Here is a 15,535-nt window from a genome sequence, read left to right as displayed (position 1 = left end):
GGTGTACGCATTCCACTGTAGGAGCTGCCGCAGGCTGCGATCTTTTGCTTTTAGCGGACTTTATCCTCGCGCCCCCGCAACACCATGTTCGGCATGGCAATCGCCGCCGTCAGCCCCAGCAGCGACACCGCCGCGCTGACCATCAGCAAATGTTGAAAGGTCAGCAGCAGCTCAGCGCGCAAGGCGTTCTGCGCATCCCCCGGCGCGGCGTTCAAGCCATCGAGCAAGACGTTCCCCGAACTGCCCTCGGCAATCATCGAAGAGCCGGCCAGGTGGGCAAAACTAGAGTCCTGCAACAATGCCAACAGCAGTGCCGACATCAACGCCACACCCACCGCGCCGCCCAATGAGCGGAACAGGTTGGTGGTGCTGGTGGCGACACCGATGTCCCGTTGTGCCACCGAGTTCTGCGTACCGACCAAGGACGTCGGGAACTGCATGCCGCTAGCGATCCCGCTGAGCAACATAAACAGACTACTGAGCACAAAGGCCTGGGGAGGACTGAACGCCATACCGAGAATCGAGATCGGCATAAGCAGGGCGCCCGTCAGGATCATGGGTTTGTAGCGCCCGGTCACCGAGGTTCGGCGGCCGGCGAAATACGCACCAATCGGCAAGCCCATCGCCAGCGGCAACAGGTGCAATGCGGCGCTGTCGGCCCCGGCGCCGGTAACGCTCTGGAAGCGCAGCGGCATCAACACAATCAGCGAGATCGCCTGGAAACTGGTGAAGAAAATCGTGCACCAGCACAGGATCGCATTGCGATTGGCGAACAAATGCATCGGCAGCAGCGGCTCCCGCGCCCGGCGTTCATGCCAGACAAACAGTGCCAATACCAACACTGCACAACCGAGCAGGCCCAGCACTTGCGCACTGCGCCACGAATGGCCCTGACCGACCTGGGTGATGCCCAGCAACAAGGCGGTCAAGCCGATGATCATCAGCAACGTGCCGAGGTAATCGATGATTGGTTTGCGTTGTGGCACTGGCAAACCCACCAGCGTTCGATTGGCCACCAGCCAGGCACCGAGGCCCAACGGAAGATTGATCAAGAACACCCAGCGCCATGACAGGTACTCGGTCATGTAACCGCCGAGTACCGGGCCGGCCACGCTGGCCACGGCGTACATGCTGCTGAAATAGCCTTGATAGCGGCCGCGCTCCCGGGGCGGCACGATGTCGCCGATGATCGCCTGGCTGACCGAAATCATCCCGCCGGCGCCGACGCCCTGAAGAATTCGCGCCAGCACCAGTTGCTCCATGCTCTGGGCCATGCCGCAGAAAAACGAAGCGACCGTGAACAACCCCATGCCAAACAGCATCAACTTGCGGCGACCGTACAGATCACCCAGTTTGCCGTAGATCGGCACCGCCACCGTCATCGCCACCATGTAGCCGGAAATCACCCAGGCCAGCAGGCTGACGTCCTTGAATTGTGCGGAAATGGCCGGCATCGATACGGCCACGATGGTCTGGTCCAGCGCGCCAAGAAAGATTGCCAGCATCAGGGCGATCAACACGCTGCGAATGGCCGGTTTGGGCGTTTCAGGCTGGTTGAGATTGGTCACGGGTTAGAACCTGCGGACAGTGATTGACCCGCAAGGAGCAAGGCGAGCGGGGATGCTCGCCAGTGTAAGTCGGTAGCAGGCTATTCGATAGCCTCGTATGGAAGGCCGACGTAATTTTCTGCAATGGTTTTTCGACCGGCCTTGGAGTCGACGAAGTACCCCAGTTCCGACTCGGCAATCCGCTGGCTGAAGGCGTCGTGATCGTCGAAGCGGTGCAGCATCGAGGTCATCCACCAGGAAAACCGTTCGGCTTTCCACACCCGGCGCAAACAGACCTCGGAGTACTTCTCCAGTAAATCCACACGGCCTTCTCGGTAAACCTTCAGCAGAATGTTGAACAGCGTACTGACGTCGCTGGCCGCCAGGTTCAGGCCCTTGGCGCCGGTGGGCGGGACGATGTGTGCGGCGTCGCCGACCAAAAACATCCGTCCGTACTGCATCGGTTCGACGACAAAACTGCGTAACGGCGCGATGCTTTTTTCGATGGAAGGCCCAGTGACCAACGACGCTGCCAACTCGCAAGGCAGACGGGATTTGAGTTCATCCCAGAAGCGCTGATCAGACCAGTTCTCGACGTGCTCGTCGGCCGGCACCTGGAGGTAATAGCGAGTGCGGGTGGCCGAACGCATGCTGCACAGGGCAAAACCGCGCTCATGCCGGGCGTAAACCAGCTCTTCGTGAACAGGCGGCGTGTCAGCGAGGATGCCAAGCCAGCCAAACGGGTAGACCCGCTCAAACACCTTCAGGCATTCGGCAGGAATCGACTGCCGGGCCACGCCATGGAAACCGTCGCATCCGGCGATGTAGTCGCAATCGAGTCGATACAGCTCACCGTCCTTCTCAAAAGTCACGAACGGCTCTTCGGTTTTCATCCCGTGAGGAACGACGTTGCCTGCCTCGTAAATCGTCTGCGCACCGGCCTCCCGACGAGCGGCCATCAGGTCGCGAGTGACCTCGGTCTGACCGTAGATCATCACCGTTTTACCACCGGTCAGGGCTTGCAGATCGATGTGTACGCGGCGTGCGTCGAGGGCCAGTTCGAAGCCTCCATGGACCAGCCCTTCGGCGTCCATTCGCTGTCCCACCCCGGCCTGGCGCAACAGCTCTACCATGCCTTGTTCGAGGACACCGGCACGGATTCGTCCGAGCACATAGTCCGGGGTCTGGCGTTCGAGAATGAGGGTGTCGATGCCGGCGTTGTGCAGCAATTGGCCGAGCAATAAACCGGACGGACCGGCGCCGATGATGGCGATTTGGGTTTTCAGCGTTTTCATTGTTTTTATGACTCGCAAGCTTCACGCGACCAGGGCCGGTGAGTAATTTTTATGGATCGAGTGCTTGCATTTTTCTCTCGCGAGTCTGTCAATTGAAGGGGAAAACTGAGCCGATACCTGTACATTCTGCCAATCGGTGCGATTATCGCCCGCCTACCCCCGAGGCCTGGATTGAAGTGATGAACAAGCCTGACCTACCTTCGATTCCAGTGTTCAAGCTCTACGGTGAAAGCCTGGATTGGCCGACCCCGGACTTGCTGCACTGTGAAACCATTTCCAAACGCAGCCGCGAACACCAATGGGAAATCAAACCCCATCGTCACGCCGATTTGTGCCAGTTGCTCTTCGTATTCAAAGGTCAGGCAGAGCTTGAAATCGAAGGCAAACGTACGCAATTGACCGAGCCGGCGATCCAGATCCTGCCACCGCTGTCGGTGCACGGCTTCCGGTTTTCCGAGGACGTCGAAGGGTTTGTCGTGACCCTTGCCGCGCCGCTGGTCGCCCATCTTCAGGCGCAACTGGGCAACTCGGTGAACGCCCTGGCCCAGGCCGAAAGTTATCCGGCGGGCAAGGAAGGCGAATACCTCAACAGCCTGTTTTCAGCGCTGCAAGACGAATACACCGGCCACCAGCCGGCTCGCGAAATGCTCATGCATTCGCTGGTCAGCGTGATCATGGTGTGGGTCAGCCGCCAGGTGATTTCCCGTCGCAACGCCAGCCAGCGTCCGCAGCGTGCCCGGGAATATCTGAACGGTTTTATCCAACTGGTGGAAGAGACCTATCGCCAGCACGTCAAGGTCGAAGACCTGGCCCATCGGCTGGGGATTTCCGTGTCCCACCTCAACGGCACCTGCCGTGAGCTGGCGGGACAACCGGCGTTGCAGATCATGCACGAGCGTCAGTTGCTGGAGGCCAAGCGTTTGCTGACCTATACCAGCATGACCATTTATGAAATGTCCGACGTGTTGGGGTTCTCTGATCCGACCAACTTCACGCGCCTGTTCCGGCGTCGAGTGGGGATCTCGCCCAAGGCATTTCGCGACCGCTTGAAGGCCGATCAGGACAACGAGGCCTGATCCCCTTCGTTACTTGAGGGCGTTGAGGGTCGCGTTGTGGGGAATGCAGCGTTCGAAGTTGCAGCTCGCGTATTCACGGGGCAGTTGTCGCAACTGCTCGACGCGCCAGGCCGCAGTGCCATACAGCGCGAGCGTGGCCGCGCAGGTGATGAAAATAGCGAGGTATCTTCTTGTTTTGATGTTCATGGCGTTGACCTCTGAACGAATACCCTTCGGTACTACTTTCAGCATAGGTCAGCGCCAGTGAGTTGCCACCAAAGCGGCATTTGCATGTAACCCGGTATTCAGAACACTGATGAACCCCTGTGCCTGATCGTTCCCACGCTCCGCGTGGGAATGCCTCAAGGGACGCTCCGCGTTCCAGCTCTCGAAAGGGACGCGGAGCGTCCCGGGCTGCATTCCCACGCGGAGCGTGGGAACGATCATTCGGTTACAGGCCGATATCCCACTCCGGCTCTTCCGGAAATCTGAGCACCAGAAAATCCAGCATGCTGCGCAACGCCGCCGGCATGTGTTTGCGTGAGGCATACACCGCGTAAACGTTCATTTGCCGGGGTTCGGCGTGGGGCAGCAGGCGGATCAGTTCGCCGCTGTGGATATGCACGCCGGCCTGATAACTGGGGAGCATCGCCACCCCGGCACCGGCCATCGCCGCGCGCAACAGCGTGCTGGCTTCGTTGGCGCTGATGTTGCCCTGCACCGGCACTGACACCTGCTCGCCGTCCTCCTCGAAATGCCAGAGGCTTTTGCCGAAGTAGGAGTGGGTCAGGCAATTGTGCTGGCTCAGATCCTCGACCCGCCGCGGTGTCGGGTGTTCGAGCAGATAAGCGGGGGAGGCGCAGATTACCGAGCGGCAGACCGTCAGCCGTCGTGCGATCAGGTTTGGGTCCAGGTCGTTGCTGGTGCGGATCGCCAGATCGATGCGCTCATCCACGAGGTTCACCGTGCGGTCGAGCATCTGCAGGTCGATGCTGACGCCGGGATATCGTTTGACGTAAGCGGCCATGGCATCCGCCAGTTGTGCCTGACCAAACGAAGTGCTGACGCTGATGCGCAGCAGGCCGCGTGGTGCCTCGTCCGGTTCGCTGACGGCGGCTTGCATGTCCGTGGACAAGTCGAGCATCTGCCGACACCGAGGCAGGATTTCACTGCCGGCGGCGGTCAGGCTCAACTTGCGCGTGGTGCGGTGCATCAGGCGTGCGCCGACCCAATCCTCCAGCTCCGCCAGATAGCGCGAAACCACCGGCCGTGACAGGTCCAGGTGATCGGCGGCGGCCGACTGGCTGCCGAGGTCAACCACTGTGACGAACACCCGCATTGCTTGTAGACGATCCATGATTTGCCCGCTTTCAGAAACAAACTATGTTCAAGCATCGCATTTTTTGTACTGAGTCATGCAACTAAGCTCTGTCCCATCGCCAAGCACGGCATTCGGACAACGGAGCAACAGATGATCGGCTTCACCTCGCTTAAACGTATTTTGCTGGCCACCGCCACCCTCGGTTTCGCCGCCCACGCAGCGGCAGCCTCGACCCTGACCCTGGATGTCTACAACCCGGGCGTCAAGGCGATCTTCCCGGTGACCTCGGTATTGGTCAGCGGCGAGAAAGACGCGATTTTGGTGGATGCGCAATTTGGCAAATCCCAGGCCGAGCAAGTGGTCGAAAAGATCCGCGCCAGCGGCAAGCAACTGACCACCATCTACATCAGCCACGGTGACCCGGATTACTACTTCGGCCTCGACACCCTGACCGCCGCATTCCCCAACGCCAAAGTGCTCGCCTCGCAACCGACCGTGGATCACATCCAGAAAACCGTCGACGGCAAACTGGCGTTCTGGGGGCCGAAAATGGGCGCCGATGTACCGGCCAAAACCATCGTGCCGCAGGTACTCAAAGGCGACAGCCTGATGCTCGAAGGGCAGAAATTGCAGGTGGTGGGGCTTGAGGGCAAACAACCAGATCGCACCTTTGTCTGGATTCCGTCGATCAAGGCAGTGGTCGGTGGCGTCGTCGTCGCGGAAAACATCCACGTGTGGATGGCCGACACCCAGACGCCGCAGTCCCACGCCGATTGGTTGACTACGCTGCACGCCATCGAAACCCTGAAGGCGAAAACCATCGTGCCGGGTCATTACCTTGGTGAGAGCGCCCGTTCGCTGGCCGCCGTGCAGTTCACCGCCGATTACATCAAGGCCTTCGACGAAGAAACTGCCAAGGCAAAGGACGCTGCCGCGCTGATCGCTGCGATGAAAAAACGCTACCCGAAGCTGGGTGAAGAAAGCTCGCTTGAGCTGAGCGCCAAAGTCGCCAAGGGCGAGATGAAGTGGTAACCCGCCGTACCTGATCAATACACACAAGCCAACTGGAGAACGTCATGAGCAAGATCGCAATCATTGGTGCCACCGGTCGTGCCGGTAGCCAACTGCTGGAAGAAGCCCTGCGCCGTGGTCACAGCGTCACCGCCATTGCCCGCGACACCTCGAAGATCGGTCAGCGTGCCGGTGTGGTCACCAAGAATGTCGATGCCCTTGATGCCGAAGCGTTGCAAGCGGCCGTTGCGGGCCATGACGTGGTGATCAGCGCTGCGCACTTCGCGACCCTTCCTGCCAGCGCCGTCATCGGGCCTGTGCAGAAGGCCGGGGTGAAACGTTTGCTGGTGGTGGGCGGTGCCGGATCGCTGTTGCTGCCGGACGGAACACGCGTCATCGACAGCGAGGGTTTTCCGCAGGCGTACAAGGCTGAGGCCAGCGCGGGTGCGCTGTTTCTGGAAAACCTGCGGCAGGAAAAAGAGTTGGACTGGACCTTTGTGTCGCCATCGGCAGAGTTTGTCGAAGGTGAGCGCACGGGGACATTTCGGGTTGGCAAGGATGATTTGCTGGTGTGCAGTGCAGGGCGTAGTTGGATCACTTTTGCCGACTATGCGATTGCGATGATCGATGAAGTGGAAGCGCCGAAGCATTCTCGGCAGCGGTTCACAGTCGGGTATTGATAGCGCGGCTGAAACCATTCGCGAGCAAGCCCGCTCCCACACTGGACCGCAGGTGAACACACAATTTGTGAACGCCTACGATCCAGTGTGGGAGCGGGCTTGCTCGCGAAGCTTTTCAGCTTTTCAGCGGCTCTGAGCCTGCTCCACCAACCACCCCATCAACTCACGCAACTTCGGCGAAGGTCCGGGTTTTTCCGGGAAAACCAGGTAATACGCCAACCCGGTCTTCACCTTCAATTCAAACGGCATGACCAGCCGCCCGGCACTCAAATCATCGCCAATCAACGACCAATCCCCGATCGCCACGCCGGTCCCCTGGGACGCCATCGACATCGCCAGGTCCAGCGTTTCGAAATGCTGACCCTTGCCGACATTGCTCAAGCGAATATCCGCGGTGGCCAGCCAGGCTTTCCAGTCCCGTTCATCCCGGGTCGGGTGCAGCAGCATGTGCTGCTCCAGATCCTCCGGCGTCATCAGCGGCACTGGACCTTCCAGCAGAGGTTTGGAGCAGACCGGTGTCAGTTGCTCATCGAACAAATGAAAAGAGGCCAGCGCGCTGTCCGGCGGTGCGCCGTACATCACCGCTGCATCGAACTGCTCGCGATGAAAATCCACGCCGTGTTTGACCGTGGTGGTCAACTCCACCGGCACATCCGGGCGCTCCCGTTGCCACTGCAACAGCCGCGGCAACAGCCAGCGCATGACACACGTCGGGGCCTTGAGTTGCAGGGTTTCGCGCTTCTCGCCGATCTGCTCCACCGCCTCGTCGATCAAGCCGAAAATCTGCTGGACCCGTGGCAACCATTCCCGTCCTTCGGCCGTCAGGTCAAGGCCTCGGGCCTGGCGAATGAACAGTTCATAACCCAGATGTTCTTCCAGCCCGGCGATCTGCCGACTCACCGCCCCTTGGGTGATGTACAGCTGTTCGGCAGCACGGGTGAAGTTGCAGCACTGCGCGGTAATCAGAAAGGTGTGCAGCGCCGGCAGGGGAGGCAATCGTTTCATTGGGATCCAAGGTATGACGTGAGGACATGGCTAGTATGACTTTTTATCCATTGTTGCGGCTACGTGTCGCCCGTTCCAATGAGGCCATCCCTGGACCTGCCCACTCATCATAAACACTGCGCAGGTCCGGCGTCTCAAACGAACAAGAAGGGCAAAGACATGGCGACGTGCGGCGAAGTATTGGTCAAGTTACTCGAAGATTACGGGGTTGAGCAGGTGTTCGGCATTCCCGGGGTTCATACCGTGGAGCTGTATCGCGGGCTGGCCCGTTCGAGCATCAACCACGTCACTCCGCGTCACGAACAGGGCGCCGGTTTCATGGCCGACGGTTACGCTCGCACCAGCGGCAAACCGGGTGTGTGCTTCATCATCACCGGCCCTGGGATGACCAACATCACCACCGCGATGGGCCAGGCCTACGCCGACTCGATCCCGATGCTGGTGATCTCCAGCGTGCAATCGCGCAGCCAGTTGGGCGGCGGTCGCGGCAAGCTGCACGAGCTGCCGAACCAGAGCGCATTGGTCGGTGGCGTGGCGGCGTTCTCCCACACCTTGATGTCGGCGGCTGAACTGCCGGGCGTCCTGGCTCGCGCTTTTGCATTGTTCCAGGCCGGCCGTCCGCGTCCGGTGCACATCGAAATTCCGTTGGACGTCCTGGTCGAAGAGGCCGATGACCTGCTCGCCAGCGTCCCGGTGAACATCGACCGCGCCGGTGCCTCGCCGAGCGCAATCAGCCGCATGACCGCGCTGCTGGCCGGTGCCAAGCGCCCACTGATTCTCGCCGGTGGCGGCGCCATCGATGCCGCCGCCGAGTTGACTGAACTGGCCGAGTTGCTGGACGCCCCGGTGGCCCTGACCATCAATGCCAAAGGCATGCTCGAATCCAACCATCCGTTGCTGATCGGCTCGACCCAAAGCCTGGTCGCGACTCGCGCTCTGGTGGCTGAAGCGGACGTGGTGTTGGCGATCGGCACCGAACTGGCCGAGACCGATTACGACGTGACCTTCGCCGGCGGATTCGAAATTCCTGGCGTGCTGCTGCGTGTGGACATCGATCCCGACCAGACCGTGCGCAACTACCCGCCGAAAGTCGCGTTGGTAGCCGACTCGCGCAACGCCGCCCAAGCCTTGCTGAGCGAACTGTCCCACCACTCGCTGGCCGAGCGCCGTAACGATTGGGGCCAGGTCCGTGCCGCACGCTTGCGCGACGAACTGGCCGCCACCTGGGACGCTCCGACCCTGGCCCAGACCCGCTTCCTGGAAACCGTCTTGCACGAACTGCCAAACGCAGTCTTCGTCGGCGATTCGACCCAACCGGTGTACACCGGCAACCTGACGTTCAACCCGGAACGCCCGCGTCGCTGGTTCAACTCGTCCACCGGTTACGGCACCCTCGGTTACGCCTTGCCGGCAGCCATCGGCGCCTGGCTCGGCGGCAGCATTGAAAACGGCGCACGTCCTCCGGTGGTGTGCCTGATCGGCGACGGCGGCCTGCAATTTACCCTGCCGGAACTGGCCAGCGCCGTTGAAGCGCGCACCCCGGTGATCGTCCTGCTGTGGAATAACCAGGGCTACGAAGAGATCAAGAAATACATGGTCAACCGCGACATCGAGCCGGTTGGCGTCGACATCTACACCCCGGACTTCATCGGCGTGGCCAAGGCGCTGGGCTGTGCCGCCGAAGCCATCTGCGGTGTCGAGCAACTGCGCAGCGCACTGCGTGCCGCCACCGATCGCCAGGGTCCGACCCTGATTGAAATCGATCAGAGTGTGTGGATGAAGGCGGTGTCGAAATGACTTTCCGCATGACTTTCCCAACGGCGCTGGATGGCCTGTTCATCAACGGCCAATGGTCCGCTGGCAACGAACACCTGCGGGTGATCAACCCGGCAACCGAAGCCCTGTTGACCACCGTGAACGGCGGCGATGAACATGCAGTCGATCAAGCCGTCACTGCCGCGACCAACGCTTTCAAGGAGTGGTCGAAAACCACCGGTGCCGAGCGCGGTGCGATCCTGCGCAAAATTGCTGCGGGCGTGCAGGCCGGTCGCGAACAGTTGATGCATTTGCAGTCGAGCAACAACGGCAAGCCGCTGTTTGAAGCCGCCATCGATGTCGATGACGTGATCGCCACCTTCGAGTACTACGCCGGTCTGGCCGAAGGGCTCGATGCCAAGCAAGACAGCAATGTCGAGCTGCCAACCGACGACTTCAGCGCTCGTGTGCGCCGTGAGCCGTGCGGTGTGGTCGGCCTGATCGTGCCGTGGAATTTCCCGATGGTCACCACCGCCTGGAAACTCGCCCCGGCCCTGGCTGCTGGTTGCTGCGTGGTGCTCAAGCCGTCCGAAGTCACGCCGCTGCCGGAACTGGAACTGGCGACGATCATCGCCGAGGCCGGTCTGCCCAAGGGTGTGTTCAACCTGGTCTGCGGCACTGGCCTGGCGGTTGGTGCGCCGTTGTCGGCTGACCCGCGCATCGCCAAGATTTCCTTCACCGGCAGCAACGCCGTCGGTGTTCAAGTCATGCAACGTGCCGCAGAAACCGTGAAGGGCGTGAGCCTGGAACTGGGCGGAAAATCCTCGCTGCTGGTGCTCAAAGACGCTGACATCGAACTGGCCGTGGAAGTGGCCTGTGGCGGCGGGTTCTTCAACGCCGGGCAGATGTGTTCGGCCACCAGTCGAGTACTGATCGCCGATGAACTGGCGGACGAATTCCTCATCCGGTTGAAGGCCCGCGCCGAAGCCATTCGCGTGGCCGACCCGTTCGACCCGAACGTGGAAATGGGCGCACTGGTCAATCAGGCGCAATACCAGCGCGTACTCGGCCACATCGATCGTGGTTTGAGTGCTGGCGCCAAGCTGGTTTGCGGCGGCAATCGCCCGGCAGACCTGCCGCGCGGCTATTTTTTGCAGCCGACGATTTTCACCGAAGTGCCCCTCGACAGTGCGCTGTGGTGTGAAGAGATTTTCGGTCCGGTGATCTGCGTACGCAGTTTTGCCTCCGAAGCCGAGGCGATTGCCCTGGCCAACGACAGCCAGTTCGGTCTGGTGGCCAGCGTGGTCACTCGCGACGCGGAAGCGGCAGATCGGGTCGCCAACGCCTTGCAGGCGGGGCTTGTGTGGATCAACGCGCCGCAAGTGATCTTCCCGCAGACCGCTTGGGGTGGCTACAAACAGAGCAGCATCGGCCGCGAATTGGGGCCGTGGGGTTTGCAGGCTTTCCAGGAAATCAAACACGTGATTCGAGCGGTCTGACGGCTCGAAAAGGGCCAGCGCATGCCTCGTGATGAGGCATGCGCTGGCGTCATGGCTTCAATGAGTTTTTATCGATAGTCAGGTGTTTTGCACGACCTCAGGATGAACCCGTCGGCTCAGCGCAAACCCCGTGAATACGGGGGCTTGAAGCAGATCTGGCGGCGCAGATGCAACGGTTGCGACCAGCCTCATACCTACAAAAACAAAGGGAGTCCGTAATGGGCGAGCATGATCTGAACAGACGTCAATTCATCAAAACCGTGGGCGTAGCCTCGGTGGCAGCGGCCGCTATGAGCATGCCGTTCATCAAGGCTAACGCCAGCGACACACGCTTTGCGGGCAAGACCCTGCGTTTGCTGACCTGGTCCGATGACACCGGCTTGGCAGCCCTGCGTAACATCGCTGCGACCTTCGAAGACAAGTACGGCTGCAAGGTCATCGCTGACCGTACCGGCAGTACTTCGGAAATGGTCGCCAAACTCAAGGCCGGCGGTGATCGTCCGCAGTACGACATCATCACCCTGGCCGGCGTCGGCGCCGAAGGTCTGGCCGCCGCCAACCTGCTGGAAAAACCCGACCTCAACCGCATCCCGAACCTGGTCGACGTACCGGAAAAATACCGCACCGGCGCCAATGGCCACGGTATCGGTTACCTGCTCTGGTGCAACAGCCTGGTCTACAGCACGCGCACTCAGAAAGAAGCGCCGGACAGCTACGCCGCCCTGTGGGACGCCGACGCTGCGCCGAACATCTTCCTGCCGCCGCCGAACTGGACCGAGGCCATGGACCTGATCATCATCGCCGCCAAACTGGCCGGTGGTGACGAACACAACATTGAGCCGGGCTTCAAGAAACTCGCCGAGCTGAAAGATCGCGTGGTCACCCTGGGTGAAAACCCGAACCAGATCGCCGAGCTGTTCCGCACCGGTTCCCTGGACATGGGCGGCCTGTACGCGCCGGCATTCTTCCCGAAACAGATCCGCGATCCGGCCTACGGTCTGAGTGCAACCTTTGGCATGAAGGAAGGTTTCTACACCGACTTGATGCAATCGGTAATGCCGAAGAACCGTCCGGGCGACACCGACATGGCGTACGCCTTCATCAACCACTCTCTGGACCCGTTGGTGCAGGGCAAGATGGCTGAAGACATCTACAACGGCCCGGTCAACGCCAAGGCGATCATCTCCGCCGAAGCGCGCAAGAGCCCGTTCATCCTCACGCCAGAGCAGATTGCCGAGAAGGCGATCATGCACGACAACGCCTTCCTGGCCACCGTGCATGACCAATGGATTCGTCGTTACACGGAAATCTTTTCTTCCTGATCGAGTGACGAACACAGGATCTTCAACCACTGAAAATCCCCTGTGGGAGCGAGCTTGCTCGCGATTGCTGACTGTCATTCAACATTGATGTCGACTGATACACCGCAATCGCGAGCAAGCTCGCTCCCACAGGGGCCGAAGTCGCCTGAAGTCTTGTGTTTGTCAGCTGCTTTCCATTGACGAGACCCTTGCTATGGAACACCAACCTCTGACTCATCCGGTCGCCGCCGCTCCTGTGCGCGTCAATCGGGGTGTTTCGCCGACGACGCGTGCCTGGATTTTCCTTTCGCCGTCGATGCTGTTTCTGGGCGTATTGATCGCCGCCAGCCTGCTGGTACTGCGCATGAGCGTGGGCACCAAGGGCGCGGAATGGACCGGGTTCAGCCTGGCCAGTTACGCCCAACTGCTGGAACCGTATTACCTCAAATCCTTGCTGCTGACCCTGCGCTTGGCGTTGATCAGCGCGGTGATCGCGGTCGTGTTGGCGATCCCGGTGGCCTACACCATGTCGCGGCTGACCTCACCGTTTGTGCGACGGATCTTCCTCGCCGCGGTGCTGCTGCCTTTGCTGGTCAACCTGCTGCTGCAAAGCTACGGCTGGCTGGTAATTCTCGGCCCAGGCGGGATGCTCAATCAGGCGCTGATGGGCCTGGGCCTGATCAAGCGCCCGATCATGTTGCTCTACAACCAGAACGGCGTACTGATGGGCCTGGTGCAAACCGCGTTCCCGTTGGCCGTGCTGCCGATTGCCAGCGCCATGCGCGGCGTCGCCCGTACTTATGAAGAAGCCGCTGCAACGCTAGGTGCCAGCCGTTTGCAGGTGTTCCGTCAGGTGGTGCTGCCGATGAGCATGCCGGGGATCATCACTGGCGCGACGTTGGTATTTGCCTACAACGCCAGCAGCTTCGTGGTGCCTTTGCTGCTCGGTGGCCGACGCGTGCCGATGCTGGCCGTGATGGTCCATGACCAGATCGCCCCGCTGATGAACTGGCCCGCCGCCTCCGCTGCCGGTGTGGTGTTGATTGTCACCACGCTCGCGATCATGACCTTGTCCGAATACATCACTGGCCGCCGTCGGCGCATGCTGGAGGCTTCGCAATGAGTACCCTGATCAAGAAACGTTATGGGCTGCTGCCGGGCGAGACCGGCAAGTTTGCCGGCATCCTCTCGGGCTTCATCCTGCTGCTGGCGGTGTTGCCGATCCTGACCATGATCGTAATGTCGTTCAGCGGCTCGTCGAACCTCGACTTCCCGCCGAGCAGCTACAGCCTGCAATGGTACAAAGCGGCCTGGCACACCTTCGTCTCGCCGGACGCCAGCGACGTGCTGAGCCTGGGCAAAGCCATGACCACCAGCCTGATGGTCGCGTGCCTGACCATGGTGTTTGCAACGATCATCGCAGTGCCTGCGTCTTATGCGCTGACCCGTTGCGAGTTCCGCGGCAAAGCCGTGGCGCTGCAATTGATGTCGCTGCCGTTGGTGTTTCCGATGGTGGTGTTGGGGCTGGCGTTGCTGCTGGTGTTCGACAGCCTGCCGTTCCAGATGACCACCTCGCGGCTGGTGATTGCCCACGTGATCCTGGCGCTGCCGTTCGTGGTGAAAAACTGCACCGCCGCGATGCTCTCCATCGGCAGCGAAGTTGAAGAGGCCGCACAGATGCTCGGTGCTTCGCCGACCCGGGCGATCATCGATGTGGTGGTGCCGCTGATGAAGTCGGGGATTCTGGCGGGGATGCTGCTGGCGTTCATCGTCTCGTTCAACGAATTCACCGTGACCTACTTCCTTTACACCATCGACGTCATGACCGTGCCGATCTGGATGTACAGCCGCACCGTGTCTTCGCTCGACCCAACCGTTTTCTCGTTTGCCGTGCTGATCGTGCTGATCGACTTCGTCCTGATCTGGGCGTTGGAGAAGCTGGTTGGTGAAGGTGGCGTTTCGTTCTGATTCTTGAGGTGCAACATGACTGGTCTGATTCTGGAAAACGTCGAGAAACATTACGGCTCGGCCTGCGCGGTAAAGGATGTAAACCTGCATTTGCCCGAGGGCAAACTGGTGTGTTTTCTCGGCCCGTCGGGCTGCGGCAAAACCACCTTGCTGCGCATGATCGCAGGGCTTGAAACCCTGAGCGGCGGCGAGATTCGCCTGGACGGTGAAGATATCGGCCACACGCCTGCGCATCAACGTAATTTCGGCATGGTGTTTCAATCGCTGGCGCTGTTCCCGCACATGACGGTGGGGGAGAACATCGCCTATCCGCTGAAATTGCGTGGCGTCAGCAAGGCCGATCAGCAGGCGCGGGTGGTGGAGTTGCTGCAACTGATTCAGTTGCAGGAAATGATCGACCGTCCGGTGTCGAAACTCTCTGGTGGCCAACGTCAGCGCGTGGCGATTGCCCGGGCGATTGCCAACCACCCGAAAATTCTGCTGCTCGACGAACCGCTGTCGGCGCTGGACGCCAAGCTGCGTGAATCGATGCAGGTGGAAATCCGTCAGCTGCAACAACGCTTGAACATCACCACCATCATGGTGACCCACGACCAGCGTGAAGCCATGACCATGGCGGATATCGTTGTGGTATTGGGTGAACATCGGGTGCAGCAAGTGGGCACGCCGATTGAAATCTATCGTCACCCGGCCAATGAATTTGTCGCGGACTTTATCGGCTCGGGGAATATTTTCCCGGCCACCGCACTGGGCAACGGCAAGATCGGGCTGCCGGGTGGCGATGCGCTGGAAGTGCCGATCTGCAGCAGCATTGTGGTGGGTGAGAAGGTGAAGATGCTGATTCGCCCTGAAGACCTGCAACTGTCGCATCCACAGGCCACGGCGGGGAATCGGTTGCTCGGTAAGGTGACGTTTGTGCGTGATATTGGCGCGACGATTGAAACGACCGTGGAGTGTTCCGGGGTGTCGTTTACGGCGTTGAGCACACCGTGTCAGGGGTTTGGGTTGAGCATTGGCAATCCCGTTTCCGTGACCTTGCCAGCTGAGGCGTGCCGAGTACTCGGCGCCTGACTGACTGGCCTCATCGCGAGCAGGCTC

At 60.5% G+C, this 15,535-nt stretch carries 14 protein-coding genes; 9 read left to right on the top strand and 5 right to left on the bottom strand.

Going from position 1 to position 15,535, the window contains the following annotated elements; all coding sequences use genetic code 11:
- Window positions 1-50: 50 nt before the first annotated feature.
- The gene (locus ACYZTZ_RS22010) at window positions 51-1,568 is read right to left on the bottom strand and encodes an MDR family MFS transporter (protein WP_461999698.1); all 1,518 of its coding nucleotides are present in this window, start codon (window positions 1,566-1,568) and stop codon (window positions 51-53) included.
- An 80-nt stretch (window positions 1,569-1,648) separates the two neighbouring features.
- Window positions 1,649-2,833 (bottom strand): 4-hydroxybenzoate 3-monooxygenase, encoded by a 1,185-nt coding sequence (gene pobA, locus ACYZTZ_RS22005; protein ID WP_462000696.1) that lies wholly within the window; start codon window positions 2,831-2,833, stop codon window positions 1,649-1,651.
- 188 nt (window positions 2,834-3,021) lie between these two features.
- On the opposite strand from pobA, the gene ACYZTZ_RS22000 reads away from it, so the two are divergent.
- Complete coding sequence (locus tag ACYZTZ_RS22000; RefSeq protein WP_008156068.1) at window positions 3,022-3,918, top strand: helix-turn-helix domain-containing protein; 897 nt, start codon at window positions 3,022-3,024, stop codon at window positions 3,916-3,918.
- 9 nt (window positions 3,919-3,927) lie between these two features.
- Here ACYZTZ_RS22000 and ACYZTZ_RS21995 read toward each other — a convergent pair whose 3' ends face one another.
- A complete protein-coding gene (locus ACYZTZ_RS21995) occupies window positions 3,928-4,149 on the bottom strand; it encodes a hypothetical protein (protein WP_046049710.1) in 222 nt (73 codons plus the stop codon).
- Between the two features lie 199 nt (window positions 4,150-4,348).
- Window positions 4,349-5,254, bottom strand: a complete 906-nt coding sequence (locus ACYZTZ_RS21990) for a LysR family transcriptional regulator (protein ID WP_461999697.1) — start codon at window positions 5,252-5,254, stop codon at window positions 4,349-4,351.
- Window positions 5,255-5,368: 114 nt separating this feature from the next.
- On the opposite strand from ACYZTZ_RS21990, the gene ACYZTZ_RS21985 reads away from it, so the two are divergent.
- Window positions 5,369-6,250 carry an MBL fold metallo-hydrolase gene (locus ACYZTZ_RS21985; RefSeq protein WP_461999696.1) on the top strand — a complete coding sequence of 294 codons (882 nt, stop codon included), beginning with the start codon at window positions 5,369-5,371 and terminating at the stop codon, window positions 6,248-6,250.
- A 44-nt stretch (window positions 6,251-6,294) separates the two neighbouring features.
- On the top strand, window positions 6,295-6,909 hold the full coding sequence (locus ACYZTZ_RS21980; protein WP_461999695.1) for an NAD(P)-dependent oxidoreductase: 615 nt from the start codon (window positions 6,295-6,297) through the stop codon (window positions 6,907-6,909).
- A 123-nt stretch (window positions 6,910-7,032) separates the two neighbouring features.
- On the opposite strand, the gene ACYZTZ_RS21975 is transcribed toward ACYZTZ_RS21980, so the two are convergent.
- On the bottom strand, window positions 7,033-7,914 hold the full coding sequence (locus tag ACYZTZ_RS21975) for a LysR substrate-binding domain-containing protein (RefSeq protein WP_461999694.1): 882 nt from the start codon (window positions 7,912-7,914) through the stop codon (window positions 7,033-7,035).
- Between the two features lie 159 nt (window positions 7,915-8,073).
- On the opposite strand from ACYZTZ_RS21975, the gene ACYZTZ_RS21970 reads away from it, so the two are divergent.
- From ACYZTZ_RS21970 to ACYZTZ_RS21945, 6 genes are all read left to right on the top strand, one after another.
- A complete protein-coding gene (locus tag ACYZTZ_RS21970) occupies window positions 8,074-9,711 on the top strand; it encodes a 5-guanidino-2-oxopentanoate decarboxylase (protein ID WP_461999693.1) in 1,638 nt (545 codons plus the stop codon).
- Window positions 9,712-9,719: 8 nt separating this feature from the next.
- On the top strand, window positions 9,720-11,168 hold the full coding sequence (locus ACYZTZ_RS21965) for an aldehyde dehydrogenase family protein (RefSeq protein ID WP_461999692.1): 1,449 nt from the start codon (window positions 9,720-9,722) through the stop codon (window positions 11,166-11,168).
- 218 nt (window positions 11,169-11,386) lie between these two features.
- Entirely contained in the window at window positions 11,387-12,490 is a 1,104-nt protein-coding gene (locus ACYZTZ_RS21960) for an extracellular solute-binding protein (protein WP_056741351.1), read from the top strand.
- 193 nt (window positions 12,491-12,683) lie between these two features.
- Window positions 12,684-13,592 (top strand): ABC transporter permease, encoded by a 909-nt coding sequence (locus ACYZTZ_RS21955; RefSeq protein ID WP_046049702.1) that lies wholly within the window; start codon window positions 12,684-12,686, stop codon window positions 13,590-13,592.
- Window positions 13,589-14,437 carry an ABC transporter permease gene (locus tag ACYZTZ_RS21950; protein WP_056741352.1) on the top strand — a complete coding sequence of 283 codons (849 nt, stop codon included), beginning with the start codon at window positions 13,589-13,591 and terminating at the stop codon, window positions 14,435-14,437. The genes ACYZTZ_RS21955 and ACYZTZ_RS21950 overlap by 4 nt, the downstream gene beginning before the upstream one ends.
- 15 nt (window positions 14,438-14,452) lie before the next feature.
- Entirely contained in the window at window positions 14,453-15,508 is a 1,056-nt protein-coding gene (locus tag ACYZTZ_RS21945; protein WP_046049700.1) for an ABC transporter ATP-binding protein, read from the top strand.
- Window positions 15,509-15,535: the final 27 nt, after the last annotated feature.

Source organism: Pseudomonas sp. LB3P58, from assembly GCF_054897895.1.
This window is presented reverse-complemented; position numbering and strand designations above follow the sequence as displayed.